Annotated in this window: 15 protein-coding genes; 12 read left to right on the forward strand and 3 right to left on the reverse strand. The window is 56.2% G+C overall.

Annotation, left to right across the window (positions count from 1 at the left end; genetic code table 11):
• Positions 1 to 59 precede the first annotated feature (59 nt).
• Both GNX18_RS17125 and GNX18_RS17130 read right to left on the reverse strand, forming a co-directional pair.
• Positions 60 to 1,037 (reverse strand): family 43 glycosylhydrolase, encoded by a 978-nt coding sequence (locus GNX18_RS17125; protein WP_240914057.1) that lies wholly within the window; start codon positions 1,035 to 1,037, stop codon positions 60 to 62.
• A gap of 203 nt (positions 1,038 to 1,240) precedes the next feature.
• The gene (locus tag GNX18_RS17130; protein ID WP_166219672.1) at positions 1,241 to 2,623 is read right to left on the reverse strand and encodes an MFS transporter; all 1,383 of its coding nucleotides are present in this window, start codon (positions 2,621 to 2,623) and stop codon (positions 1,241 to 1,243) included.
• Between the two features lie 389 nt (positions 2,624 to 3,012).
• On the opposite strand from GNX18_RS17130, the gene GNX18_RS17135 reads away from it, so the two are divergent.
• Positions 3,013 to 3,762 (forward strand): FadR/GntR family transcriptional regulator, encoded by a 750-nt coding sequence (locus GNX18_RS17135; protein ID WP_138235605.1) that lies wholly within the window; start codon positions 3,013 to 3,015, stop codon positions 3,760 to 3,762.
• Between the two features lie 75 nt (positions 3,763 to 3,837).
• Here the strand turns inward: GNX18_RS17135 and araD1 are convergent, their stop codons facing one another.
• On the reverse strand, positions 3,838 to 4,833 hold the full coding sequence (araD1, locus tag GNX18_RS17140) for an AraD1 family protein (RefSeq protein ID WP_138235604.1): 996 nt from the start codon (positions 4,831 to 4,833) through the stop codon (positions 3,838 to 3,840).
• A 487-nt stretch (positions 4,834 to 5,320) separates the two neighbouring features.
• Here araD1 and GNX18_RS17145 point away from each other — a divergent pair, with 487 nt between their 5' ends.
• The 11 genes from GNX18_RS17145 to GNX18_RS17195 all read left to right on the forward strand — a co-directional run bounded on the left by GNX18_RS17145 (position 5,321) and on the right by GNX18_RS17195 (position 25,695).
• Positions 5,321 to 8,356 carry a TonB-dependent receptor gene (locus GNX18_RS17145; protein ID WP_240914058.1) on the forward strand — a complete coding sequence of 1,012 codons (3,036 nt, stop codon included), beginning with the start codon at positions 5,321 to 5,323 and terminating at the stop codon, positions 8,354 to 8,356.
• Positions 8,357 to 8,441: 85 nt separating this feature from the next.
• Positions 8,442 to 9,998, forward strand: a complete 1,557-nt coding sequence (locus tag GNX18_RS17150; protein WP_166219676.1) for a tryptophan halogenase family protein — start codon at positions 8,442 to 8,444, stop codon at positions 9,996 to 9,998.
• Positions 9,995 to 11,536: a tryptophan halogenase family protein gene (locus tag GNX18_RS17155; protein WP_166219678.1), complete on the forward strand. Its 1,542-nt coding sequence runs from the start codon at positions 9,995 to 9,997 to the stop codon at positions 11,534 to 11,536. The genes GNX18_RS17150 and GNX18_RS17155 overlap by 4 nt, the downstream gene beginning before the upstream one ends.
• Before the next feature lie 8 nt (positions 11,537 to 11,544).
• Entirely contained in the window at positions 11,545 to 13,203 is a 1,659-nt protein-coding gene (locus GNX18_RS17160) for a glycoside hydrolase family 43 protein (RefSeq protein ID WP_166219680.1), read from the forward strand.
• Between the two features lie 7 nt (positions 13,204 to 13,210).
• Positions 13,211 to 14,371, forward strand: a complete 1,161-nt coding sequence (locus GNX18_RS17165; RefSeq protein ID WP_166219699.1) for an AraC family transcriptional regulator — start codon at positions 13,211 to 13,213, stop codon at positions 14,369 to 14,371.
• Positions 14,372 to 14,406: 35 nt separating this feature from the next.
• Positions 14,407 to 15,789: a family 16 glycosylhydrolase gene (locus GNX18_RS17170; RefSeq protein ID WP_240914060.1), complete on the forward strand. Its 1,383-nt coding sequence runs from the start codon at positions 14,407 to 14,409 to the stop codon at positions 15,787 to 15,789.
• A gap of 149 nt (positions 15,790 to 15,938) precedes the next feature.
• Positions 15,939 to 19,256 (forward strand): endo-1,4-beta-xylanase, encoded by a 3,318-nt coding sequence (locus GNX18_RS17175; protein WP_166219701.1) that lies wholly within the window; start codon positions 15,939 to 15,941, stop codon positions 19,254 to 19,256.
• 156 nt (positions 19,257 to 19,412) lie between these two features.
• Positions 19,413 to 20,969 (forward strand): cellulose binding domain-containing protein, encoded by a 1,557-nt coding sequence (locus tag GNX18_RS17180; RefSeq protein WP_166219703.1) that lies wholly within the window; start codon positions 19,413 to 19,415, stop codon positions 20,967 to 20,969.
• A gap of 154 nt (positions 20,970 to 21,123) precedes the next feature.
• Complete coding sequence (locus GNX18_RS17185; protein ID WP_166219705.1) at positions 21,124 to 22,077, forward strand: alpha/beta hydrolase; 954 nt, start codon at positions 21,124 to 21,126, stop codon at positions 22,075 to 22,077.
• A gap of 15 nt (positions 22,078 to 22,092) precedes the next feature.
• Positions 22,093 to 23,805: a glycoside hydrolase 43 family protein gene (locus tag GNX18_RS17190; RefSeq protein WP_240914062.1), complete on the forward strand. Its 1,713-nt coding sequence runs from the start codon at positions 22,093 to 22,095 to the stop codon at positions 23,803 to 23,805.
• Positions 23,806 to 23,958: 153 nt separating this feature from the next.
• Positions 23,959 to 25,695, forward strand: a complete 1,737-nt coding sequence (locus GNX18_RS17195) for an IlvD/Edd family dehydratase (RefSeq protein WP_166219707.1) — start codon at positions 23,959 to 23,961, stop codon at positions 25,693 to 25,695.
• Positions 25,696 to 25,758: the final 63 nt, after the last annotated feature.

Consider the following 25,758-nt stretch of genomic DNA (forward strand, 5'->3'; position numbering starts at 1 on the left):
GGCGGAACAAAAAAGACCTGTGCTGTTAAAGGCCCCGGTGTCTGCCACCGGGGGGGAAATCACGGTTCTGAAGGTTTGCCGAATTCCGGGAAACCTTCGTGGTTCCAGCGGATGGTTTTTACAAAGGTGTGACGGTTCGGGTCCCACAGGGGGTCGCCGACAATTTCGGTATAGGTGCGGGCGTGGAACACCAGAATGTCTTCGCTGCCGTCTTCGGATACCGTGAAGCTGTTGTGGCCCGGGCCATAGATACCGCGCTCATAGCAGCTCTGTAATACCGGTACCGGGGATTTTTCCCAGCTCGCCGGATTCAGCAGGTCTGCGTTTTCATCCGCCCACAGCAGGCCCATGCAGTAGTTGTGGTTGGTGGCGCTGGCGGAGTAGCCGATAAAGATCCGGCCGTTTTTCTTGATGACGGCAGGACCCTCGTTGACGAGGAAGCCGATCACTTCCCAGTCGTATTCCGGTTTGGTCAGCAGTACCGGCTCGCCGACGATGGTGGTGGGGCTGTCCATTTCGGCGATGTAGAGATTGGAGTTGCCGGGGATGTCGGGGCCTTTCTGGGCCCACAGATAGTAGTGTTTGCCCTGGTGTGTGAACACGGTGGCGTCGAGGCAGAAGCTGTCGATGCCGGAGTCCACCTGTTGCAGGGACCACTCAGCCTGCATTGGGTCGGCGTCGGTGGTGGTCAGCGCGTACATGCGGTGCTGGAACAGGTCGTGTTTGATTTCCCGCGACGGTGCTGCGGCGAAGTAGATGGCCCAGGTGGGTTGCTGTCCTTCGATGTGGATATGATGAATTTCGGGGGCCCAGATGAGGTCGGAGTAGGGGCCGGTGTCGGGTTTGGTCCACACGGTGACTTTTTCTGCATCGGCGAGGCCAGCGATGGTGCTGGCGCGGCGCAGTTCGAGGCGGTCGTATTCGGGCACCGAGGCGATGAAGTAGTAGTTGCCGTCGGTGTGCTTGTAGATATACGGGTCGGCGCGCTGTTCGATCAGTGGCTTGATCAACGGTTCTGCGGTTTTTTCTGGAATCACTTTTTAACTCCGAGGTACAACTTGGTGGTGTTCTTAACGAGTCAGGTGGCGGTAGTGCTACCGGGTCCAGCTTTGCAAGACATGCCGTGAACCCATCCATGGGGGCTCTTCCGCGAGGTCCCTCTCGCGGAAGGTCTTGCAAAGCTGGCCCCGGTATCACCACCTTCGCGGAAAATTCAAATTTCTAAATGAGTTGTTGTATTTCAGGTTGTCGGTACAGAAAGCGGGTTCGCTTCAGGTGCACTCTCTGGCTTCAATTTTCCGTTCTTGAGTTCCGTGTAATACGCATCGGTAATCACAAATTTCCGCATCAACAGTCCCAGCAGAAAATGAAACAGACCGGGAATGATCGTCAGCATCAGCGCGATACCAGTGAGGGTAAATTCGCTCTGGTTTTCTCCGGCCTGGTAGCCGAAATACGTGAGTAGCAAGCCGGTGATAAATCCCGCGAGACCGGCGCCGGCCTTCTGGCAGAAGGAGATCCCGCCGAAGGCGAGACCGCTGACGCGCTGGCCGTTTTTTACGTGGCCGTAGTCGACGGCTTCGGCAATGGCGGACCAGAAGATGGGGGCGTGCAGGTCGACGACGAACGAGAGAATTATGTAGAGCACAAAGGCGAGCGCGATGTCACCGGGGGAGACGGCGAAAAACATGAGCAGGCTGATGGCACCGACGAGCATTTGCGACCAGCTGAACAATTTGATTTTGCAGAAGCGTTTGGTGATCCAGGTGGAGGCGACCATGGAAACGATGGAAGCGGCGATACCGGCACTGGTGAACTGGGCGGCGAGGGCGTCGTTGCCGTCGAGATAGTAAATGGCATAGTAAAAGGCGACGCCGCCGCGCAGGGCATAGCCGATAGTGCCAAGAATGCAGGCACCGGCGAGGATCAGCCACTGGTCGTTTTTAAGCAGCAGTTTCAGTTGTTGCGACAGAGGTTGCTGGTCCACCTGATGCTCGACGCGTTCGCGAGTGGTAGCGAAACACATCATCAGCAGCAATACGCCCACCAGAGACATGAAGCCCATGGCGAGCTGGTAGCCTTTGGCTACGTCGTTGCCGCCCCAGGACTGCGCCAATACCGGCACCGAGGCGACGATGATGACGTTGGCAATCTTGGCGAAGAACATGCGATAGCCGTTGGCCGACAGGCGCTCCTGTGGGTCGCTGGTGAGTACGCCGATGTAGGAAATGTACGGAATGGCCACGCCGGTAAACATGAGCGTGGCGAACAGATAAGTGACGTAGGCCCATACCAGTTTGGCGTTGTAGTCGAGATCAGGGGTGGTGAACAGCAGGAAGACCGCGAAGCCATAGGGCACGGACAAATACAGGAACCAGGGACGGAAGCGGCCGTGGCGGCCTTTGAATTTGTCGGTGATCAGGCCCATCAGGGGATCGCTCAGCGCATCGACAAAGCGCGCGGCGAGGAACAGTGTTCCAACATGGACGGGCTTGAGACCAAAAATGTCCGTATAAAAGTACTGCATGAAGTAGAACATGGCCGCGATCATCACGTTCACCGCCATATCGCCGGCACCGAAGCCGACTTTCTCCACCACAGACAACTTGTTCGACTGTTGCATGGTGCTTTCTCTCTTATCTTTATATCGCTGTATTTGCCGCGTGAGCCACGCGCACCAAGTTGCTGTTTGGGCGCGACAACGATATATATATTATTGTAGTATTAAAGTCAAAGAGCAGGTTCGAACCGATGGTATGTCCCGGCCGCGGCTTTTATCTGACCGGAAATAGGCGTACATTTCGCAATTCAGCCCCGCTTCGTGGGTTGGACTTCAATATCCTGCCGCTCGGTAGCGCATAGAAGCGCTTTGATCGTACCAGTTTTCATGCAGTTCCGGATGCGCGGAGTGTGACCGGATTCGTCATAAAGTAAGGTAAATGCAGTTTCAGAGCGGTACAGGGTGATCGTGCGGCGAACTCGCGGTTGGCAGCACCAGTTAAGGCAAGCATTATGGTTAAACAAATCAGGGAAAATCGGCCGCGCAGCGTGCATGCATGGGTGGCTTATGAACTGGGTACCCGCATTGTGACCGGGTATTACGAACCCGGTGCGTATATTCCCAACGAGGCCACTATCGGCGAAGAGCTGAATGTGTCCCGCACGGCACTGCGGGAGGCATTCAAGATTCTTACCGCCAAGGGCCTGATCGAGTCGCGCCCGAAACTGGGTACCCGGGTACGCCCGCGGGAGTTCTGGAACATGTTCGATTCCGATGTGTTGCGCTGGTGCTTTGACTCAACGCCCACCCCGGAATTTTTGCGCTCCCTGTTTGAGGTGCGCGAAATGATCGAACCCACTTCCGCTGCGCTTGCCGCCAAGCGGGCGACCGACGAGCAGATTGAGGCAATGGAAAAGGCCTACCGGGCGATGGAGACGGCGGAACCCGGCACCGAGCAGGTCATCCTGACAGATATCGAATTCCACATGGCGATTCTGCGGGGCACCAACAACGAATTTATGATTTCCCTCGGCGAGTCTATCAAGACTGCGTTGATGGGACTCTTTCGTATCAGCAGCTCCAAGGAATCCGCCTATCAGGCGTCCCTGCCGGGACACTATGCCGTGTATCTGGGAATCCGCGACCGCGACTCCGAACGTGCGCGCTTTGAAATGAAATCCTTATTGTCCAAATCCGTGCGCAAGGCGCTGGACCATCTGGCGGATGACGACGGCGGTGGCAAGGTGGATATGGCGGTCTGATCCGGCCATACCAGGCGAATGCGCAAAGGGCAGCTCAATGAGCTGCCCTTTGTTTTTGCGGGGAAAAGCAAATCGTTACAGGGTTTTTACTTTGGGAATCACGCGCTCTACCACCTTCAATGAATTGCGCAGCGGGCGGCCAAAGGTTTCTGACTCAATTTCAAAGCGATCGCCAGCCTGAGGCTGGATACCATCGCCGAAACTCAGTGTGGCGGTGCCAAAGAAGTGAACCTGAACGTGTCCCGGGCGGCAGAAGTTGTGGTACTTGAAGTGGTGATCTTCCAGGTTCTCAATGGTGTGCGACATGTTGTCTTCCCCACTCAGAAAGTTCTTTTCCCAGATCACCTCTTCACCGCGCACGATGCGCGATGTTCCCTCGATATGTTTGGGCAGATCGCCCAGTAACAACTCGGGTCCAAACGAGCAGTGGCGCAGCTTCGAGTGAGCCAGGTACAGGTAGTTCTGCCGCTCGGTGACATGGTCTGAGAGTTCATTGCCGATGGCGAAGCCGATTCGGCAGGGATTACCGCCGGCATCGTTGATGTAGATACCGGCAATTTCCGGTTCCTCGCCGGCGTCCAATGCAAAAGAAGGGCTCGGAATGGAGGCCTCCGGAGGAACCACACTGTCTCCATCACCCTTGTAGAACCACTCCGGCTGCACGCCGGTTTCCCCCTTTGCCGGCTTGCCGCCTTCAACTCCCATCTTGAACATTTTCATTGTGTCGGTCATGTCTTCCACCTTGTTGGTGGAATTCTGCGCGTGCATCGCCGCGCGGGTATCGGCACTTCCCAGATGGGTGAGGCCGGTGCCCGCCACCATCATCCGGGTTGGCTCAGGGTGGTCGATGGGGGCGAGAAGGCGGCTTTCATCGATGATTTTCTGGTAGTCCAGGCGGATATCGGAAAGCAGTTCGGTAGCCAGTGCTTCGAGGCCCGTAGCACTGTCTATTGCACGCTGCGCCAACTGGTAAATGGTCTCCACGTCTTTCAATTGTTCGACGGTGTTGTTGTCGACCACGGCGCCTACTGCGCGCTGGCCGGATTCGGTGGTGAATTGGATCAGTCTCATCGCTGTTTTCCCTTAATTATTTGCACGGGCCTCAAGGATCGCCGCTGGAACGGAGGCGGATGATTTTTATATATTATTGTAATACTTATTGCAATTGCGGATACGGAATCCGCTGTCTACTGATCCCCTCGTAGACGATTACGCCAATGGCGAATACAGGGCAGCTCGCACTTTATACGGGTCGTGCAAATATTCATACAATAATATTGACATTTGGTGGTGCCCTCTGTAAGTATAAATGGTAGCGGTAACATCCGTGGTGTTAAATCAATAATAATCATGCCGTCGTGAAGCCCTGGGGTTGTGACAAAGGGGCGGCAGCGGCAAATAGCGAAAAGAGGAGAGGGCTGCCACCTGGGGCTGTCCCGGCGCTGGCTGCCGTAAAAAAATGCAGAATAAGCACTCGTTATCCCCTTCCGACACTCTCATAAATAGTTCTGCCCGTCCGGGCCCGTTGTTCAGGCGCTCATTGCTGGCCGCAGCGATCATGGCCTGCGCTTCACCGTTACTGGCGCAAGAAGTCAAAGGTACAGAGGCGAGCGATCAGGGTGGCGCTCCCAAAGTTATTTCCGAAAGCGGTGGCGCTGCCATCGACTCCGATTCCATTGAAGAGGTCACTGTCACCGCTCAGCGCAGGTCCCTTGAGACGGCGTTGGAGCTAAAGCGTGCATCGGATACCGTCAGTGACTCCATTGTTTTGGATGAGGCCGGTAAAGTCCCCAGCACTTCGCTCCTGGAAATTCTGCAGCGTGTGCCGGGCATTACCATCAATCGGGTCAGGTCCGCCGGCTCGCCGGATCAATTTACCTTTGAAGGCTCCGGGCTTCAGATCCGCGGTTTGAGTGGAACCAAAGGTCTAATCAACGGAAGGGAAGTTTTTCAGGGCGGTCTAGGCTGGTCTGACATTGGCCCGGAACTGTTGAAAGGTGTCACTACCTACAAGGCCAGCCGGGCGGATCTGATTGAGGGGGGGGTTGCCGGCACCATCGACCTGCAGACACATATGCCGTTCGATTTCGATGGCACGGAAGTCAGTGCCGCGGTGTCTGGCAGCTACGGCGATTTCTCAGAGAAAACCTCCCCGAGCGCCTCGATTCTGGCTTCTACACGCTTCGATACCGACATCGGTGAATTCGGCGTTCTTGTCGATGGCGCCTATTCGCGCATTGAATCGCAAAATAGCTTTGCCCGCTTCCAGCCTTATTTCCAGACTGAGTATCAAGGGGAAAGGGCATTTGCGCCGGGCGGATTCTTTGCCGGCAGCGACCAGTTTGAACGGACGCGCGAAGGTTTTTACGGTGCGGTTCAATGGCGGCCCACAGAGGAACTTGAATTCTTCCACACTACGTTCATTTCTGGCAGGGAGAGTGTCCGCGATTCTCAATTTATCTCTCCGGTCAGCACCAGCATCGGCTTGGCCGATGGCAGTGTGGTCGATGACGACGGCGTATTCGTGCGCGGCTCCATTATCAACAGCGCTGACCCGGCAGGTGGTATTCCGGTGGGCAGCACTAGCAACCACACACCGTCGGAAAACCAGGCCCGCGATTTCAGCCAGGGATTTACCTATGCGTCCGGCCCGTGGGAGGTGCGCGGTACCTACCAACACGTCGAAACCGAATCGCACACATCCAAGTACGGTATCAGCCTCAATGGTCCCGGCGTGGTTCAGCAGTACATCAACACCACCGGTTCCGGCCCGAGAATCGGCTTTGACGGGTCGTTTCAGGCGGACCCGGCGACCACCGGACTCTCCAATTTTGCCTGGCTGAACCAGGACAACAAGGCCCGCACCGACGCAGTTACCCTCGACGTGAGCTACGATTTCGACAACGGCTTCTTCAAGAAGGCTGCTGCAGGTGCGCGGGTCGCGCGCCGCAAGGAATCCGATAGTTTCGTCGGCACCTGGTGGTCGGCGTCGGGGCGCGGTTGGAACGGGGTGCCGCAAACGTTCGTTGCCACGGCGCAGGAAGGTGATTTCCGACTCGAGGAGTTTTCAGACTTCTTCAAGGGTGATGTCGATGCGCCGACGTCTGCCTATGTCGCCGATCCTTCCGTTCTAAAAGGCAGTCAGCTCGAGCGGGTGCTCAACACCTATGCGGCGTGTGCGCCCGATTTACCGGTCCAGTGCAGCGACCCAACGCAAAGTTCCTACCTCTACGGAAACCCTGTGGATCCGACGTTTGGACTTCAGCCCAGCTTCAGCACCACGAGACCGGATACCCAGTCGGCGTATGTCATGGTCGGGTTCGAGAATACCAGTGCGAATCCATTCCTGAACTTCTCCGGTAATGTCGGTATGCGCTATGTGCGCAACGAGGTGGAGAGTGTCGGGAACTTCGTTTTCGGCGGTGGAGCCACCTACTACCAGAGTCTGGAGGATGCGGCGGCTTCGCTGGAAATGATTGGCGGTATCGATAATCTGGAAGCGTGGCGAGAGGCGCATCCGGACGAAGAATTGCCGCTGACTCTGACCAGTGTGCCCAGTTCTTTTGACCGTACCGAAAGTTATACCGGCGACTATTTCCTGCCCTCGTTCAATATCAAGTTCGCTCCATTCGACAACTGGATTTTCCGCTTTGCGTTGACCAAGACATTAACCCCGCCCAACTACGGCGACATCCGCGCTCAAGGTAACGCGGGAATCAGTTCCGTGGAGAATCCCTACGGCGGGGGGAGCGAATCCGGATTGCCCGGCATTTTCAGCGGCTATGGCTATACTTCCGGAAATTCCAATCTCAAGCCGGAGATTTCGCTGAATAAAGACTTCTCCGTTGAGTGGTATCCAAGTCGCGGTACAACCATGCATATGGCCCTGTTCCACAAGGCGATTGACGACAAGGTGCTCTACAACGATGTTGACTACACCGCAGCCGATGTTTTCAGCGCGGACAAGCCGATGTCTGTCAGTACAGACAGCGGTGAAATGGTATTTGTAAATGGGCCGATTAACGGTGCCGCGAGAATTAACTCGTACAAAACATCGACCGTAAAAGGGATTGAACTTGGAGGGCGTACTTATTTCGATAGCCTGCCGGGACGGTTGAGCGGTCTGGGTATCGATGCCAATGTTACCTACATCGACAGCAGTGCACCGGATTCACTGGCGTTCGATATGACCGGAGCCACCATGACCGGGCTACCGCTTCCCGGCATGTCGAAGCTGAATTACAACGCGACGATGCTTTACGACTGGGATAAATTCAGCGCGCGTCTGTCCTGGCAGTGGCGCGATCGCTATCTGATCACGACAAACGATTCCAGTACCACCAATAGCTATTCCATTCCGGGATCTGCTGATCCGATTCAGTATTCGCTGCCCGTGTACGGTGCAGCCGATGGTCGTCTCGACGGCAGTATCGCTTATCAGTTCACTGAGAACGTGAGCCTCAAGTTCAATGTGGCGAATATCACCGACGAGATTACGGAAGCTGAAATGGAAGTCCTACCGGGCAAGTTTGTCACCCGGAGTCATTTCATTTCCGACCGTCGCTACAGTCTGGACCTGGGCATCAGATTCTAAATGACGGAACCGGCGCTTTTCGGAGCGCCGCGTCGCCTCGCGCCGTGTTCGTCGGCGCGGGGCGACGGTGACTTGGGGAATCGGAATGACCAGAAAGATCCTTATTGTTGGAGGGGGGACCGCAGGCTGGATCAGCGCGGCCTACCTCGCACAGATGCTGTCTGCGGACCTCCCCGGCGGTGCGTCGATTACTCTCGTGGAATCGGAGGAGATTGGTATCCTCGGTGTTGGTGAGGGCACCTTTCCGATTATTCGCAGGACACTCAGTCGCATTGGTCTTGATGAAACAGACTTGATTCGGGAGGCCGACGCCACCTTCAAGCAGGGCATCCGCTTTCAGGGATGGAAGTCCAATCCGGGTACTGGAAACGACGATTGGTTCCTTCATCCATTTCAAGTGAACGCTCAACACACGGATATGGACCTCTTGCCTTACTGGTTGCTCGGTGTCGCCGGCAATGTGCCGTGGGCCGAGGCCAGTACGGTGCAGGGGCGTGTGGTTGCGGCCATGCGCGCGCCGAAGTTGATTACCCACCCGAACTTTGACGGCCCGCTCAATTACGCCTACCACTTCGATGCGGTGAAATTTGCCGCTGTGGTTCGCCGCCGCGCGATGCAATTGGGTGTAAAGCGGCTTGTCGACACCATCGACGAAGTCCGCCTGGACGAGCATGGCGCTATCGCGTCATTGCAGTCGCGAGAGAATGGAGAATTGCGCGCGGATCTCTATATCGACTGCAGCGGCTCCCGGGCGCGCTTGATCGGTGAGGCACTGGGATCGGAATTTACCTCCTATCGCGATCAGCTTTTCTGCAACCGCGCCCTTGCCATACAAGTACCCTACGACCGGCCCGACACGCCAATTCCATCCTGCACTTACTCCAGTGCGCAAAACAGCGGATGGATCTGGGATATCGGACTGCAAAGCCGTCGCGGTATCGGTCACGTCTACTCTTCAGATCACTGTAGCGATGACGCCGCACTGGCGGCACTGTATCGATATCTGGGACCTGATGCCGACGAGCTGCCGTACCGAAAATTGTCGTTCGAGGCGGGATTTCGCAAAACGCAATGGCACAAGAACTGCGTCGCTATAGGAATGTCCGCGGGCTTCATTGAGCCACTGGAGGCTACCGGTATCAGTTTTGCCGAAGTCGCGGCGCTGATTCTCAGCGGTCTGTTTCCCTGGTCGGGGGATTACGAGTTGGCCGCAAAGCAGTTCAATGCACAGATGACTACCCGCTACGAGCACGTGATCGACTTTATCAAAATGCACTATTGCCTGAGTCAGCGAACGGATTCTGCATTCTGGCACGATAATCGTGCGTCTTCCTCTATGTCCGAAAGTCTGCAAGAACGACTGGCGCAATGGCGGCACCGACCGCCGTCGTTTCTCGATGTGGATGCGAGCCACGATATCTTTGATGAGACCAGCTGGCAGTACATTCTTTACGGTATGGGATTTAAGACCGATATCGGCCCCCGAGCCGGAGCGCTGCGTTTCTATGAAGATGCGCAGCGTGAGTTCGACAGCATTCGTCGCCAGAGCGAGAAGGCGATCAGTGTCATGCCGGCGCACCGTGTGCTGGTGGACCAGGTGGTTGCCAGTGGCTTCCATCCATCGCGGGAGGCTCGACCATGAATCCGAATGCGCAGCCTGATACGGCGCAGGTCAAGCGCGTGGTTATCGTCGGCGGTGGCACCTCCGGCTGGATGTGTGCCGCTGCCATCGCACGTATGGCGCCCGCCGGTCTGTCTGTCACCCTGGTGGAGTCGGAGGAGATCGGTGTAATCGGCGTCGGCGAAGCCTCCATTCCCACATTGATTAAATTCAATGATTTTCTGGGGCTCAATGAGAACGACGTGCTGCGGTATTGCCGGGGAACCTTCAAGCTCGGGATCGAATTCGTCGATTGGCTGGGTGCGGGGGAGCGCTACTTCCACCCGTTCGGCCTGTTTGGTCGCGACACGCCGGAATTTGCCTTTCATCAATTGTGGCTGCGATTAAAAGCCATGTCGGCGAACGGCACGGCGCCGCCCGACGCCGCCGGTGGCATTCACGATTACAACCTCTGCTCAGCGGCGGCGGCCCAGGGACGGTTCTCTCCGCCGAATGGCGGGAGTGACACCATTCTTTCGACCATGCGCCACGCCTATCACTTTGATGCCAGTCTCTATGGACAGTTGCTGCGGGGCTACGCCGAGCAAAGAAACGTCAGCCGGGTGGAAGGGAAAGTCGTTGACGTGATGCGGGATCCGGAGCTTGGCATGATCCGGTCGGTAAGTTTAGGGGACGGGCGGGTACTTGCCGGCGACCTGTTCATCGACTGCAGCGGTTTTCGATCGCTGTTAATCGGAGATGCTTTGGGTAGTGATTTTGTCGACTGGAGTCACTATTTGCCCTGCGACCGCGCGCTCGCATTGCCTACCGAGCGGACCGGGCTGCCGACGCCGTTTACCCGGGCCACCGCAGACCGGGCGGGTTGGCGCTGGCGGATTCCGCTGCAGCAGCGCAACGGCAACGGCTATGTCTTTGCCAGTGACTTTATCGATTGGGACGAGGCCCACCGGCAGCTCCTCGACGGCGCCGAGGGCGCATCACTTGCAGAACCTATGCCTTTGCGTTTCCGTACCGGTCACCGGCGTGCTTTCTGGGAGAAAAACTGCATTGCCATCGGCCTTGCTGGTGGTTTTATCGAACCGTTGGAATCAACAAGTATCCATCTCGCACAAGTGGGTATCCAGCGGTTGATCAACCTGTGGCCGGGATGTGGCATCAACGCTGCGGAAGTGACGCACTACAACCGGGCGATGTGTGCCGACTACGAGCGCATTCGCGATTTTATCGTACTGCATTACCACGCCGCTCAGCGCAAGGACTCCGAGTTTTGGCGCTATGTCAGCAATATGGCGATCCCGGATACCCTCGCAGGCAGGTTGGATATGTTTCGCGCCCATGGGCGGATCATCCCGGATCCGGAAGATTTATTCAGCGAGCACAGCTGGTTGGCGGTGATGCTCGGACAGGGCATCCATCCGCGAAACTACGATACCTTGGTGGATCGCATACCTGCAGACACTCTGATCCATCACATGCGCTTGTTGAAAAATGCCGTTGCGAAAACGGCAAGCACTCTACTTATTCACCAGGAATACATTGATCGCCATTGCGCCGTATGAGTATCACTATGAAAAAAAATAAAATTCTTTGCACGCTATTAATGTTGTCTGTTTGTACAACTTACTCCGTATCCGGGGTTGCCAATACGTTCAAGTCTGGTGAGAACCCAATTTTCAGAAATATTTTTACCGCCGATCCATCCCCTCTGGTTGTTGGCGATACGCTGTACGTCTATGTCGGCCACGATGAAGCAGGCGAAGGCCAGATGTTCAATATCACTGAGTGGGTCGTTTACTCCACTACGGATATGAAAAACTGGACCTTTCACGGGTCGGTCATGAAGCCTACGGATTTCGATTGGGCGGTCAGGGATGCCTGGGCTTCCCAGGTGATCGAAAAAGACGGCAAGTTCTGGTTTTACACGACGGTGGAGCATGGGCCACCGCACAACGCCAAGGCCATTGGCGTTGCCGTTGCGGACTCACCCTTGGGGCCGTTCAAGGATGCCAGGGGTTCCGCCCTGGTTCACGACGCAATAACCCCCACGCCGGAAGACCCGCATGACTGGGATGATATCGATCCGACTGTGTTTACGGACGACGACGGCACGACCTGGATCGCCTGGGGAAACATGCATCTTTATCTGGCCAGGCTAAAGGCCAATATGATCGAATTTGACGGGCCGATTCAGGAAATATACTTGCCCAACTATACCGAGGGACCATGGCTGCATAAGCGCGAGGATGTGTACTACCTGACCTATCCCTGCTTCGCGCATCAGAATATGTATGAAAAAATGTGCTATGCCACGGCGCCTCGAATCACGGGTGAATGGACCTACCAGGGCATTCTCACCGACCGCACCGAAAATAGTTTTACCATCCATCCAGGCATCGTCGAATACAAGGACCAATGGTACTTCTTTTACCACGACGCCAAGCTTTCAATTGATGGCGTCCCCGGAGCCATGGGACGACGCTCTGTTGCCGTTCAGCATCTTTACTACAACGAAGACGGGACCATCAAACCGATCCCTCAAACGAAGCAGGGCGTGAGTTTGCCGCCCGATCCGCCCGGAAGTTACCAAGGGCCGGTTTTCAATCCTGCGGGCCCTTTGGCTGAGGTAAAAAGCGATGTGCATGTCGCGCAAAATACGGCAACTGCGGCAACAAGATGGAAAGGAACACCGGTATTACAGACCACCGCTGATCCTTACCAGACGGCAATCGTCCCGGAGAGTTTTAATCGTGGCGATAGTGGTGCTGCCACTCTGGGGCAGGCGTTCCGTCCGGATGTCGATTTCAGATTACGCGAAATCAACTTGTACGCCGGAGATGGACTCGGCACCACTGAATCTGAACCTGTAACTTTAGCCTTGTATGGACTTCATGAAGGCGACGCAGGCGGACACCTCGCTGACTCCTATGGGACAGGAAAGAACCTGCTGGGGCCGGGTGACGGATTGAAGATTAATTACGTACCGCAGGCGCAGGGATTGCTTCAACTGCGGTTGGAGGAAAGCCGTCAGCCGGTATTGCATGCGGGTAAACGTTATGTGTTGGAGCTGCAGGGTGTGCGTGGTTCGGCGCCACTTTTCTGGCGCAGGACAAAGTCGGATACCTACGCAGACGGTACGGCTTATTACGACCGGTCACCAATGAAAAACGTACAAGGAGCAGGCGATTTTAGCCTGGCACTATATGGGGATACGCTTCTAGAGCGATGATCTCAATATGAACGGTATTGTCTTCAATATTCATGATGTCGCACTCCTGTTGATCGCTGGTGAGTGCGGCATGTTGGCAATGCTGTTTTTTGCGTACAGAAGCAATCGGCGCTTGGCGCACTCCCTCATGGCAATTTTTATGCTTATGAACATGCTGATCGCGATCGATACGCTAATATGCCGGGGTGAAGTATTTCGTTTTTGGGTGTTTTTTGTCTCGCCTGACCTGTTTTTTCTTTTTGGGTTCGCCTATTTTTTGCTGGGACCGGCGCTTTACTTTTATACGCGTGCGGTAATTTTTCGCGAATCTTCATTTCGCCGCTTGCATGCATTGCACTTGATTCCGGCGGCTACCGCGCAGCTGTATCTGTTCCTTGTGTACCATCGCTACCCCGCGGATGTCCAAATTAACCTGGTTCTGGGGAAGAGCGTTTTCCTTTTCTCGGGCGGGTATCACGATCTTTTTTGGTTGGCGCAAAAAGCAATGGTTGTGGTTTACGGAATTGCCTGTTTTTTTCTGCTTGCGCGCGATCTTGTGCTGCCCAAACATCAACGTTCGATCAGCAAGAACAGCATTTTCGTCTGGCTGCACTTGCTGATCGGAGGATTCCTACTGGTCTGGATCTGGAGTTTGGCCGCGCACATATGGAGTGTATTCCGGTCCGTTGATGCCAGTAACGTGATGGGAATCACCGGCAATTACATGACCGTTTTGCTGACCACTGTTCTGATGTTCTACAGCCTGCTTGGCTCGGGCCTCCTCGGAGGCCTCCGGCCAGGTAAAAATACCAGCCGTGGAGACCCTGCGCCGATGGATCAGAGTCTTATCGAGAGAATCTGTGCCGCGATGGAAAGCGGCAGACTGTTTCTCAATCCCAGGCTCACCGTAGAAGAGTTTGCCGGGCACGTAAAACTGCCGCCGCGCCAGGTTTCTTCGGCGATCAAGAGCCGATACGGGTGTAATTTCCTTGAGTACGTCAACAGCTACCGCGTGCAGGAGGCAAAAATCGGGCTGGCCGATCCCGCGAATCGCGACGAATCGGTACTCGATATCGCGTCTAAATCCGGGTTTAACAGCAAGGCCACCTTCAATCGGTTCTTTAAGAAGTTTGCCGGTGTTACGCCGACGGAATTCCGGCGCCGCTGCCTGTCCGGCTTGCCTGATTGAGTGTGGTGTTATGGGTTTGCTATGCGTCTCAATTTTTGTTCGGCAAAAATTGCAGCTTTACCCGCTGCGGCAGCCGTATCAGGCTTTGGGAGCCATCGTCTGACCGACAATTCGTCTTATGTAGTACAGGCGAAGGAGGTCTGAACTACCTGAGTAGCGCCGGGCGTATCGGAGTTGTACCCAGGCGGATACAGAAGGCGGTTTCAGGTTCCGATAAAGATTGTTCACATCTCCAGGGAGGAGAAAACGTGTTTCATTCAACCGTTCTTGTATTACGGACGGCATTAATAGCCGTCGCGGCACTTGGGTCTTTGGCAGTTGGCGCCAAACCATACAAGGCCGCGGAAGTTTTTACCAACAACAGCCAACTCTACGGTAAGTATGTGTTTCGGATGCGTGCGGCTGAAGGCAGCGGGATCATCTCGAATTTTTTCCTGTGGAAAGAAGGGTCTGAACTTGCGGGTGTGACTTGGGAGGAGGTCGACATCGAAGTCTTTGGTAAGAACCAGGCCCGCTCATGGCAAAGCAACATCATTACCGGCCTGGACAACCGGATCACTTCCGAGCAGGTGCACAACGCTGGCGTGTCTCTTGCCGATGACTACCACACCTACAGCATAGAATGGACGCCGCAATGGGTTCGCTGGCTGGTTGATGGGCAGTTGGTGCGCGAAACGCAGGGCGGCCAAGCCGGCGACCTGATCAACCCATCCCAGGCTCGTTTCAATTTCTGGCCACCGAATATTCCCTCCTGGGTTGGCCCCTGGAACGACAGCATTCTTCCTGTGCATATGTTCGTCAACTGGGTGGAGTATCACAGTTGGAACGGTGCCGGGTTCACTTTCGAGTGGCGGGATGATTTCAATGCATTTGACAGCGGTCGCTGGGGAGTGGCTGACTGGACCTTCGCGGAAAACCGCGCGGATTTCGCCCCGGCCAACGCGACAACCGTCAACGGCTATTTGGTGCTGTCTCTGACCCACGAGGGCCAGGAAGGCTTTAATGGTGTTCCTCCGGGAGATAGTGGCGGTAGCTCGGGCTCATCGTCCAGCAGTTCATCCAGTTCATCGTCAAGTTCTTCCGGCGGCAGTTCGTCTTCCAGTTCATCCAGTGGCAGTTCGTCCTCCAGCGGCAGCTCATCTTCCAGTGGATCGGGCGGCGGCGCATACCCGGTGATATCCGGCGGGCAGTCAGGCAATTTCAACACCAGTGGAGCTTACGGTTTCCGCACACAGGATTCGATTTCCGGCTGGGGTGTGTCGAACTTTTCCGGGCGCACAGTTTCCGTGACGGTGAACGGCTCTGGCGCAGCGGTAACTTCTCCCGGCGCACCGTTGCCGCCGAAAGGGGCCGGCGACTACTACGTTTTTGAAGCCACGGCCGGAGATTTTCCATGGGCCTCCGTCTATTGGTGGTAGAGCCTTATTTCAGTAAAGCGATGATGTAAATATTTTAATTAAAAGATCTCAATAGAGAAAACTGCGGTAACAATAAAAATCAATTCCGGAGAAAACGTATGAAGCTAAAAAAAATAATTCCATCGTTTATGCCATCGGTGGGCAGTTGTATGAGAACTGCTGCGGCCATGTTTGCGCTTTCGGCTTCCGCCGTCTGCCTGGCTGACAATCCGTTGGTATCCCAAGTCTACACGGCGGACCCGGCTGCACGGGTATTTGACGGCCGCGTATATGTCATTGTTACTCACGACCAGGATACCCAGTCGGATTACAGCGAGCTTCACGATTACTACATGTTCTCTTCGGAGGACATGATCAACTGGCAGGATCACGGTGTGGTCTTCGATGCGCGCACCGACAGCAGCTGGGCCAATCTCGCCTATGCGCCGGACATGATAGAGCGCAATGGGAAGTATTACCTGTACTTTCCCAATGGCGCCAACTCAATCGGTGTGGCGGTGAGCGACAGCCCCACGGGGCCGTTTACCGATCCGCTGGGTGGTCCCCTCATCGATCGCAATACCCCCAATGGGAATGTGGATTGGGTGTTCGACCCGGGTGTGTTTATTGATGACGACGGCCAGGCCTATTTGTATTTCGGTGGCGGTGGACCGGGTAACGCGCGTGTTATCCGCCTGAACGAAGACATGATAAGCACCAGTGGCTCTGCAATAACACTCGACGTGCCGAATTTCTTTGAAGCGCTGTATATGCACAAGCGCAACGGTACCTACTATCTGTCGTATTCCACCAATACCGCGGGCGGGCTGGCGATTGACTACATGACCAGCAACAATCCGACATCGGGATTCGTTCACCGCGGCACGGTGCTCCCAAATCCCTGGGAGAACAACAATAACAACAACCATCAGTCCATTCTGGAGTTCAACAACCAGTGGTACATCTTTTACCACAATCGCGCAGTGGCCAATGCGCGCGGTGCCAGTACCTACCAGCGCTCCATCAATGTGGATCGACTTTTCTATAACAACGACGGCAGCATCCAGCAAGTCGCTGCCGGGTCGGCGGGTGTGCCCAAGCTGAAAAACGTGGATCCCTTTGTCAGGAACGAAGCGGAAACCATTGATAAAGAGCAGGGTATAGAAACCGAGGGTCCCGCCACTGGTACCAGGAATCTGGCATTTATCCAAAACGGCGACTGGGTAAAAATTTCCAACGTTGATTTCGGATCGGGCGCTACCGGCTTCGAGGCGAGTGTCGCTTCCGATACGACGGGTGGTGCTATTGAGATCATTATTGATGATGTAAACAATGCGCCGGTCGGCAGTCTCAGTGTCGGCAATACCGGTGGATGGCAGAGTTGGCAGACTGCGTCAACGCAAATCAATACCGTGACCGGGCTCCACGATCTGTATCTGCGATTTTCCGGTTCGGCCGACTATCTGCTCAATCTGGACTGGTATCGGTTCACTGGTGGCGCAGGTCAGGGCAGTACGCTTGAGGTGGAATTGGAAAGCCTTTCCGGGCAGAGCAGTTTCTCTCCATTCAATGTTGAGTTCGATTCCGCCGCTTCCGGCGGTCAGTATATAGCGTGGCCGAACAACGGGGTCCAGATACTGAGTTCGCCTGCGGATGGTGAAACTGGCCAGGTCGAGATCCCGTTCACTCTCTCGCAATCGGCGGACGTGCAGTTTCAGATCCGGGCCAATATGGCCAACGGTGACAACGATTCCTTCTATTACAAACTGGATTCCGGCGCGTGGAGTACCCAGAACAATACCGCTACAAGTGGTTGGGAAACGCTGATGCCGACCACCTTCGGCAACCTGGCGGCAGGTGATCACACGCTGCGTATTTTGCGGCGCGAAGATGGTGCGGGGCTGGATCGGGTTACATTGATTGCGTCTGCCGGAGAGATCACAGCCTCTGGCGCTGGTGGTGACAACAATATTGTAGTTCGCGCCCTCGGTACCACCGGCACCGAGTCCATTACCCTGCGTGTGGGTGACACGGATGTGCAGAGCTGGACTCTTACCACGGCCATGATGGACTACGCAGCTTCCACCGACCTTACCGGCGACGTCACCGTTGTTTTCACCAACGATGGCGGCGACGCGGACGTGCAGGTGGATTACGTCGAGATCAATGGCCAGGTCCGCCAGGCTGAGGATCAGAGCGAAAATACCGGTGTCTGGGGCAATGATCAGTGTGGCGGCGGCTCAAACAGTGAGTGGCTGCACTGCAATGGTCACATCAATTTCGGCCCCATTGCCAGCACCATCACTGTGCGTGCCCGGGGCACCACTGGTACCGAGTTGATTACCTTGCGCTCGGGTGATTCGGACCTGCAGAGCTGGACGCTCACCACGGCCATGGCCGACTACACGGCGACTACCAATCTGACTGGCGACGTAATCGTGGCTTATACCAACGACAGTGGCGACGCAGATGTACAGGTTGATTACGTGGTGGTAAATGGCCAGACCCGCCAGGCCGAGGACCAGAGCGAAAATACCGGTGTTTGGGGCAACGACCAGTGCGGTGGTGGCGCGAACTCTGAGTGGTTGCATTGCAGCGGTCACATCAACTTCGGACCTGTGTTCGGTGCAAACCCCGGCCCGTCTCCTATCCCGTTCTTTGTTGGCAACATCACTACCGGTGGTCAGGTTCGCTCCGACTTTATGCAGTACTGGGACCAGATCACACCGGAGAACGAAGGTAAATGGAGCAGCGTGGAAGGAACCCGCGATCAGTACAACTGGAGTGGCCTGGATGCGGCCTACAACTTTGCCAAGCAGAACGGTATTCCGTTCAAGCAGCATACCTTTGTATGGGGAAATCAGTCACCGAGTTGGATCAATAATCTCAACCCCTCGGAGCAGGCCGCGGAAATCGAAGAGTGGATTCGCGATTACTGTGCACGCTATCCGGATACCGAGATGATCGATGTGGTCAACGAGGCTACTCCAGGCCATGCGCCCGCCGGCTACGCGCAAAGCGCTTTCGGGAATGACTGGATTATCCGTTCGTTCCAACTCGCCAAGCAGTACTGCCCGAATGCCGTACTGATTCTGAACGATTACAACGTGCTGAGCTGGAACACCCAGGAGTTTATCGACATGGCCAGACCGGCGGTTGAGGCTGGTGTGGTGGACGCCATCGGCCTGCAGGCGCACGGCCTGGAGGACTGGTCCCTGAATGATTTGCAAAGCAAGCTCAACGCGGTGGCCGCCCTCGGCTTACCCATTTATATCTCTGAGTACGACGTCAATCACGCCGATGACCAGAGACAGCTACAGATCATGCAAGAGCAGTTCACGATGTTTATCAATCACCCTTCCGTTGTCGGGATTACGCTGTGGGGTTATGTGCATGGCCAAACCTGGGTGCCCAACAGTGGCCTTATCCGCAGTGATGGAACACATCGCCCGGCCATGACCTGGTTGATGAACTATCTGGGTCGGTAGCGCGCCCGGTGATTACCGAGTCTGAACGCCGATAACAAGCAGCGCCCTTTTAACCAAGGGCGCTGCAATCAGTCCGGCGGCAGGATGTCGCCCCGGCGAGAGGGCTCGGTTTTTCTCAATGAACCAATTACATGAATAGCAGCGGAGGAATTTCTTATGACTGTCTTCAAGCGCAGTCTGGCTGCAGTACTTTTGTGCCTGACGTGGTCAACGGGACACGCCGCGCAGGGCTCCATGACCATCGTCAACGACTGGGGTTCGGGTTTTCAAGGCGAGGTGACGGTTACCAATGACGGCAGCAGTGTTCTCACAAACTGGACGGCCGAATTCGATATGGCCATTTCCATCGACAACATCTGGAGTGCGCAGGTCCAGTCGAGCAATGGGAACCATTTCGTTATTGAACCGGTCGCCTGGAATACTGAGATAGCACCCGGGGCCTCGATAACCTTCGGTTTTAACGCGTTACCCGGCAATCTGTCTGCGGTGAGCGTTACGATCAATGGTGACACCAGCTCCAGCTCATCCAGCAGCTCAAGCTCTTCCAGTAGCAGCTCCTCGAGCAGTTCCGGTTCATCAAGTAGCTCGGGTTCATCAAGCGGATCAAGCTCCAGTGGTGGTAGCAACGCAATCACCGTACGCGCCCGCGGCACCACTGGCAGCGAGTCCATCACACTGAGTGTAGGCGGTACCGAAGTACAGAGCTGGACGCTCACAACCGCCATGATGGATTACATTGCCACCACCGACCTGGACGGCGATGTCACGGTGAGTTTCACTAACGACGACAACGGCGATGCCGATGTGCAGATTGATTACGTGGAGGTTAACGATCAAATTCGCCAGGCTGAAAATCAGAGTGAGAACACCGGCGCCTGGGGCAATAGCCAATGTGGCGGGGGCTCGCACAGTGAGTGGCTGCACTGTAACGGTTATATCAATTTCGGCAGTTTGTCGGGTTCAGATCACGGTGGATCGGCCGGGTGCGGTACGGCTTTGGGATTGAGCAACGGCCGGCACAGTATCAATGTCGGCGGGTTGAACCGGGAATACATTATCGATATCCCGAGCAACTATGACATGAACAATCCCTATCGGCTCGTTTTCGCTTGGCATTGGCGCGGCGGATCGGCGGCTAACGTTGCAAACGATGCGTATTACAACCTGAAAGGGCTGTCGAATGGCACGGCCATCTTCGTGGCGCCCGACCGATACGTATCTCCCACGGGGCAGGACGACAACGGTTGGCCCAACACGAATGGGCGGGATATGGATTTTCTGCGGGCGATGCTCAATGAGTTCAACAATGCATTGTGTATCGACGAAGAGCGTATCTTCTCTGCTGGCTGGAGTTACGGCGGAATGATGTCTTTCGCTGTGGGCCGCGAGATGGCCGCAACCTTCCGCGCTATTGCCCCTTCATCGGGCGCACTGTGGACGCCGTACAGCGACAGCGGTTTACCAATGGCCGCGTGGATATCTCACGGGACCAGTGACAGTGTCGTTGGGTTTGGTAGTGGGCAGGAGGCAAAAGATCTTTACGTCTCGGCCAATAACTGCTCCAACACGACGGTCCCCGCTGACCCGTGGCCTTGTGTGGAATATCAAAACTGTGATGCTGGACATCCCGTTGTCTGGTGTCCGTTTAATGGAGACCACACGACGCCGTCGTTTTACTCCACCGCCGTCTGGGATTTCTTCAGCCGGTTCTGAGCCCGGCCCGGTCTCACGAAGAATGTGACTGGAGAGGCAGCGCCCACCGCGTATAGCGGCGGGCGCTGTCATTTCCGTCTCTGTGCAGGAGTGATCTTCGCGGGACGGCCAACAACTTCCAATGTGCAATCAATAAATCAATAGCAGGATATTTATGAGCCTGACCAGAATTACAACCCTCGCTTCACTGCTTGTATGTGCTGCAAGCGCGCTCGTCTTTGCTGCACCCGCAACGGCGCAGGACGGAACCATATACCCGCTGCAAGCCCCCGAGGAGCCGAAAGCCATTCCTTTGGGTACCGGTGGCGTCGAGGGACAGACCGTTCCCGAGACCTGGTTCCGCCAGTGGGGGGATCCTATGGCGAGGAATATCTCTAAAGCAACGCTCACTCCCTTCCTGCCCGAACCGGGCAAAGCAAATGGTGCGGCGATCATTGTGGCTCCCGGTGGCGGCTTCAGATGGCTGTCGATAGACAATGAGGGCTGGGAGGTCGCGGAGGCCCTTGCCGAGCAGGGGATCGCAGCCTTTGTGCTCAAGTACCGCCTCCAGCCGACACCGGAATCACTGGACGGCTTCAGGGAATCGATGAAGCAACTTTTCGCCGAAGCTGGTGCGACGCCTGACGCTGAGAAAAAAGACGAGAATCCGTCACGCCCGCCGCGTTGGGATCTGTCCAATCAGTTGGAGGATGCCGAGGCTGCCTACGCTCTGATCGTCGAGCGCGCCGGCGAGTGGGGGGTGGATACCGATCGCCTGGGTATGATCGGCTTTTCTGCGGGCGCCGCGCTCACGATGCACTCGGCGCTTAATTCCAAGACCATGGATCTGGCCTTTATCGGGCCTGTTTATGGCGGCATGGGTCCGGTCAAGGTGCCGGCGGATGCGCCACCTATGTTCAATGTTATCGCCACCGATGATTTTCTCTTCCGGGGCCAGTTCGGTGTGGTCAAGTCCTGGTTCGAAGCGGGCCGGCCGGTGGAGTTTCACCTCTACCAGAATGGTGGCCACGGTTTCGGTCTCGGCAATCCCGACCGCACCAGCAATCGCTGGTTTGATGCCTTTATGCATTGGTTGAATGTGAATGGTTTTCTCGCAGCCAAGGCGTAGGAGTGGTATCGGGCGATGAAAATGAAACAAGATGTACAGGCCGCTGTGTATCGGCGATCACTGCTTTGCGTTCCGGTGATCGCCGCGCTGTCGCTCGGTCTGCCGGGGTGCGGAGCGGAAAGTGCAGGGCTGCGCGCATCTGCAGGCAGCGATACTTTTAATAGGGCCTCGGGCGTCAACAGCGCCGCAGGCGTCCCCGAGGCTGTCGCAACACGCAACCCCATAGTTTGGGCGGACGTTCCCGACGTGTCGGTAATTCGCGTCGGCGACAACTACTACATGAGCAGCACCACCATGCACATGAATCCGGGATTGCCGATCCTGAAATCCCGGGACCTCGTGAACTGGACGCTGCTGGGATACGCCTACGACACACTGGTCGACAACGCTCAGATGAATCTGGAGGACGGCAAAAATGCCTATGGCAAAGGCTCCTGGGCGAGCAGCCTGCGCTATCACGACGGCCGGTTTTATGTGTCCACCTTCTCCGCCACTTCCGGCAAAACCCATGTGTACAGAACGGACGACATCGAACGCGGGAATTGGCATGAGACCGCCTTTGAGCCGGACCTGCACGACCATTCACTGTTTTTTGACGACGGCCGCGTCTTTATGGTTTACGGCAGTAACGAAATTCGGTTGGTCGAGCTGGAGGAAGATTTCTCGGGAATAAAAGCCGACGGCATCAATCAAGTGATCATTGCCGATGCCGGCAAAGTGGCGGGGGAAGACATCCTGCTACCGGCGGAGGGATCGCAGCTTCACAAAATAGATGGACGCTATTACCTGATGAACATCACCTGGCCACGCAACGGTATGCGTACGGTAGTGATTCATCGCGCTGATCAACTTACCGGACCATACGAGGGCAGAGTTGCGCTGCAGTATCAGGGGATCGCCCAGGGCGGGCTGATCGACACGCCGGAGGGAGATTGGTATGCGCTGCTGTTTGGTGATCGCGGCGCGGTGGGGCGCATTCCCTATCTGGTACCCGTCACCTGGAAAGAGGGGTGGCCGATACTGGGGCGGGAAGGTGCGGTTCCCACCACCCTCAATGTTCCGGTGAATGGAAAACCAGTGGCAAACACGAATGTTGCCGGTATGGTCACTTCGGACGAGTTCGACCAACCCAGGCTGCCCCTGCCTTGGCAGTGGAATCACAATCCGGATAACGATCACTGGTCTCTGTCCGCCCGCCCCGGATATCTGCGTCTGACCAATGGCCGCGTGGATACCGATCTCCTACAGGCTCGCAATACCCTGACTCAGCGCACCTTTGGCCCGGAAAGCACTGCGGAAGTGCGTCTCGACCTGTCGGCGATGCACGACGGCGACGTTGCCGGCCTGACACTGCTGCAGAAGCACTACGGCTATGTCGGTGTGGTGCGGGAAGCGGGGGAGCGATTTATCGTCATGATGAGCGCGGAGGGGGAGTCGCCGCGGGAACTCGACCGCGTGCGTCTACAGGGCGACGTGGTCTATCTCAAGGCGCACGCGGATTTCCGCGACCTGAAAGATACCGCACACTTTTCTTACAGCACGGACGGCGAGGCGTGGCTTGCTATTGGAGCGCCGCTGGCGATGACATACACCCTGCCACACTTTATGGGCTATCGCTTCGGCCTGTTCAGTTTCGCGACCGCGGAGCCGGGAGGCCACGTGGATTTCGACTATTTCAGGCTGGATAAGCCTGCACCCTATATGCGGGGCCCGACACTGCCGCTGTGATGCTGTAGGGGCCTGCTTCGCCCGGTGCGGGTGGTTGCCCACTGTGCTGGCGGCGGGGGCTCCCTGGTCGCCATCGAATGCTTGGGGGCTTGTTCCCGATTTTAATAAGTCATACAATAACATTTATGTGAGAACGAATGGGGTTCATTAATAATGGCCAGTGATAAGAAAAAGACGGTACTGCGGTCGGCCAACTGGTTCGGAACACGTGACAAGAACGGGTTCATGTATCGCAGCTGGATGAAGAACCAGGGTATCCCCGAGCACCACTTTGAGGGCAAACCGGTCATCGGTATCTGCAATACCTGGTCCGAGCTGACCCCGTGCAACGCCCACTTCCGCAAAATTGCCGAGCACGTCAAGAAAGGTGTGATCGAGGCCGGTGGTGTGCCGGTTGAATTTCCGGTGTTTTCCAACGGCGAATCCAACCTGCGTCCCACTGCCATGTTCACCCGCAACCTCGCGGCGATGGATACCGAAGAGGCTATTCGCGGTAACCCGATCGACGCCGTGGTGTTGCTGGTGGGGTGTGACAAAACCACGCCAGCCCTGCTGATGGGGGCCGCCAGCTGTAACCTGCCGACCATCGTGGTTACCGGCGGACCAATGCTGAATGGCAAACACCAAGGCAAGGATGTGGGTTCCGGCACTCTGGTGTGGCAGGCCCACGAAGAGTACAAGGCGGGCAACATCTCCCTGCACGAGTTCCTCAGTGCCGAGGCCAGTATGTCCCGCTCCGCCGGTACCTGTAACACCATGGGTACGGCATCCACCATGGCGTGTATGGCGGAATCTCTTGGCACCAGTCTGCCGCACAACGCCGCGATTCCCGCGGTGGACTCCCGCCGCTATGTGCTGGCGCACCTCTCCGGTATGCGCATTGTCGACATGGTGCACGAAGACCTGACCCTGTCGAAGGTGCTTACCCGCGAGGCTTTCCTCAACGCCATTCGCACCAATGCGGCCATCGGTGGCTCCACCAATGCGGTGATCCATCTCAAGGCCATCGCCGGGCGTATGGGCGTGGATCTGGATCTGGACGACTGGAAAGAAGGCCGCGGTGTACCGACGCTGGTAAATCTGCAGCCTTCCGGTCAGTACCTGATGGAAGACTTCTACTACGCCGGCGGCCTGCCCGCGGTGCTGAAGCGCTTGGGGGAATCCGGTGTTCTCAACAAAGACTGCCTCACCGTCAATGGCAAGACCATTGGGGAGAATGTTGCGGACGCGCCTTGCTATAACGACGATGTGATTCGTCCGCTGGACAACCCGCTGGTAGCAAACGGTGGCATCTGTGTACTGCGCGGCAATCTGGCTCCGCGCGGCGCCGTGTTGAAGCCATCCGCGGCCACGCCGGCGCTGATGAATCATCGCGGTCGTGCGGTGGTGTTTGAAGACTTCGAGCACTACAAATCCCGCGTTGTCGATCCGGATCTGGACATCGACGAAACCTGTGTAATGGTGTTGAAAAACTGCGGCCCGAAGGGTTATCCGGGCATGGCGGAAGTGGGCAATATGGGCCTGCCAGCGAAGATCCTGAAAAAGGGTATCAAGGATATGGTGCGTATCTCCGACGCGCGCATGAGCGGTACCGCTTTTGGTACCGTGGTATTGCACACCGCGCCGGAAGCAATGGAATTCGGCCCGCTGGCCGCAGTGCAAGATGGCGATATGATCCACCTGGACGCGCATAATGGTGTGCTGCACCTCGAGGTGCCGGATGAGGAAATTGCCGCGCGGCTGGAAAAGCTCAAGGCCAATCGTGTTATCGCCAGTACCAGCGGTTACGAAGCTATGTACCGCAACCATGTGATGCAGGCGGACGAGGGTTGTGACTTCGACTTCCTGGTGGGGTGCCGCGGTGCGGAAGTGCCGCCGCACTCACACTGAGCATGCCATGTTTCTTTACAGATAAGCGCAGTCCGGTTTATCACGTTTGACTCCCTGCGCCCT

Source organism: Microbulbifer sp. SH-1 (assembly GCF_011326135.1).
Lineage (GTDB): Bacteria > Pseudomonadota > Gammaproteobacteria > Pseudomonadales > Cellvibrionaceae > Microbulbifer > Microbulbifer harenosus.

What these genes read in the sequence shown, in the direction of transcription:
- GNX18_RS17190 (WP_240914062.1), top strand. Translation starts at nt 22,093, where the DNA reads ATGAAAATGAAACAAGATGTACAGGCCGCTGTGTATCGGCGATCACTG.
- GNX18_RS17165 (WP_166219699.1), top strand. Translation starts at nt 13,211, where the DNA reads ATGAACGGTATTGTCTTCAATATTCATGATGTCGCACTCCTGTTGATC.
- GNX18_RS17160 (WP_166219680.1), top strand. Translation starts at nt 11,545, where the DNA reads ATGAAAAAAAATAAAATTCTTTGCACGCTATTAATGTTGTCTGTTTGT.
- GNX18_RS17135 (WP_138235605.1), top strand. Translation starts at nt 3,013, where the DNA reads ATGGTTAAACAAATCAGGGAAAATCGGCCGCGCAGCGTGCATGCATGG.
- araD1 (WP_138235604.1), bottom strand. Translation starts at nt 4,833, where the DNA reads ATGAGACTGATCCAATTCACCACCGAATCCGGCCAGCGCGCAGTAGGC.
- GNX18_RS17180 (WP_166219703.1), top strand. Translation starts at nt 19,413, where the DNA reads ATGACTGTCTTCAAGCGCAGTCTGGCTGCAGTACTTTTGTGCCTGACG.
- GNX18_RS17195 (WP_166219707.1), top strand. Translation starts at nt 23,959, where the DNA reads ATGGCCAGTGATAAGAAAAAGACGGTACTGCGGTCGGCCAACTGGTTC.
- GNX18_RS17150 (WP_166219676.1), top strand. Translation starts at nt 8,442, where the DNA reads ATGACCAGAAAGATCCTTATTGTTGGAGGGGGGACCGCAGGCTGGATC.
- GNX18_RS17145 (WP_240914058.1), top strand. Translation starts at nt 5,321, where the DNA reads ATGGCCTGCGCTTCACCGTTACTGGCGCAAGAAGTCAAAGGTACAGAG.
- GNX18_RS17175 (WP_166219701.1), top strand. Translation starts at nt 15,939, where the DNA reads ATGAGAACTGCTGCGGCCATGTTTGCGCTTTCGGCTTCCGCCGTCTGC.
- GNX18_RS17185 (WP_166219705.1), top strand. Translation starts at nt 21,124, where the DNA reads ATGAGCCTGACCAGAATTACAACCCTCGCTTCACTGCTTGTATGTGCT.
- GNX18_RS17130 (WP_166219672.1), bottom strand. Translation starts at nt 2,623, where the DNA reads ATGCAACAGTCGAACAAGTTGTCTGTGGTGGAGAAAGTCGGCTTCGGT.
- GNX18_RS17155 (WP_166219678.1), top strand. Translation starts at nt 9,995, where the DNA reads ATGAATCCGAATGCGCAGCCTGATACGGCGCAGGTCAAGCGCGTGGTT.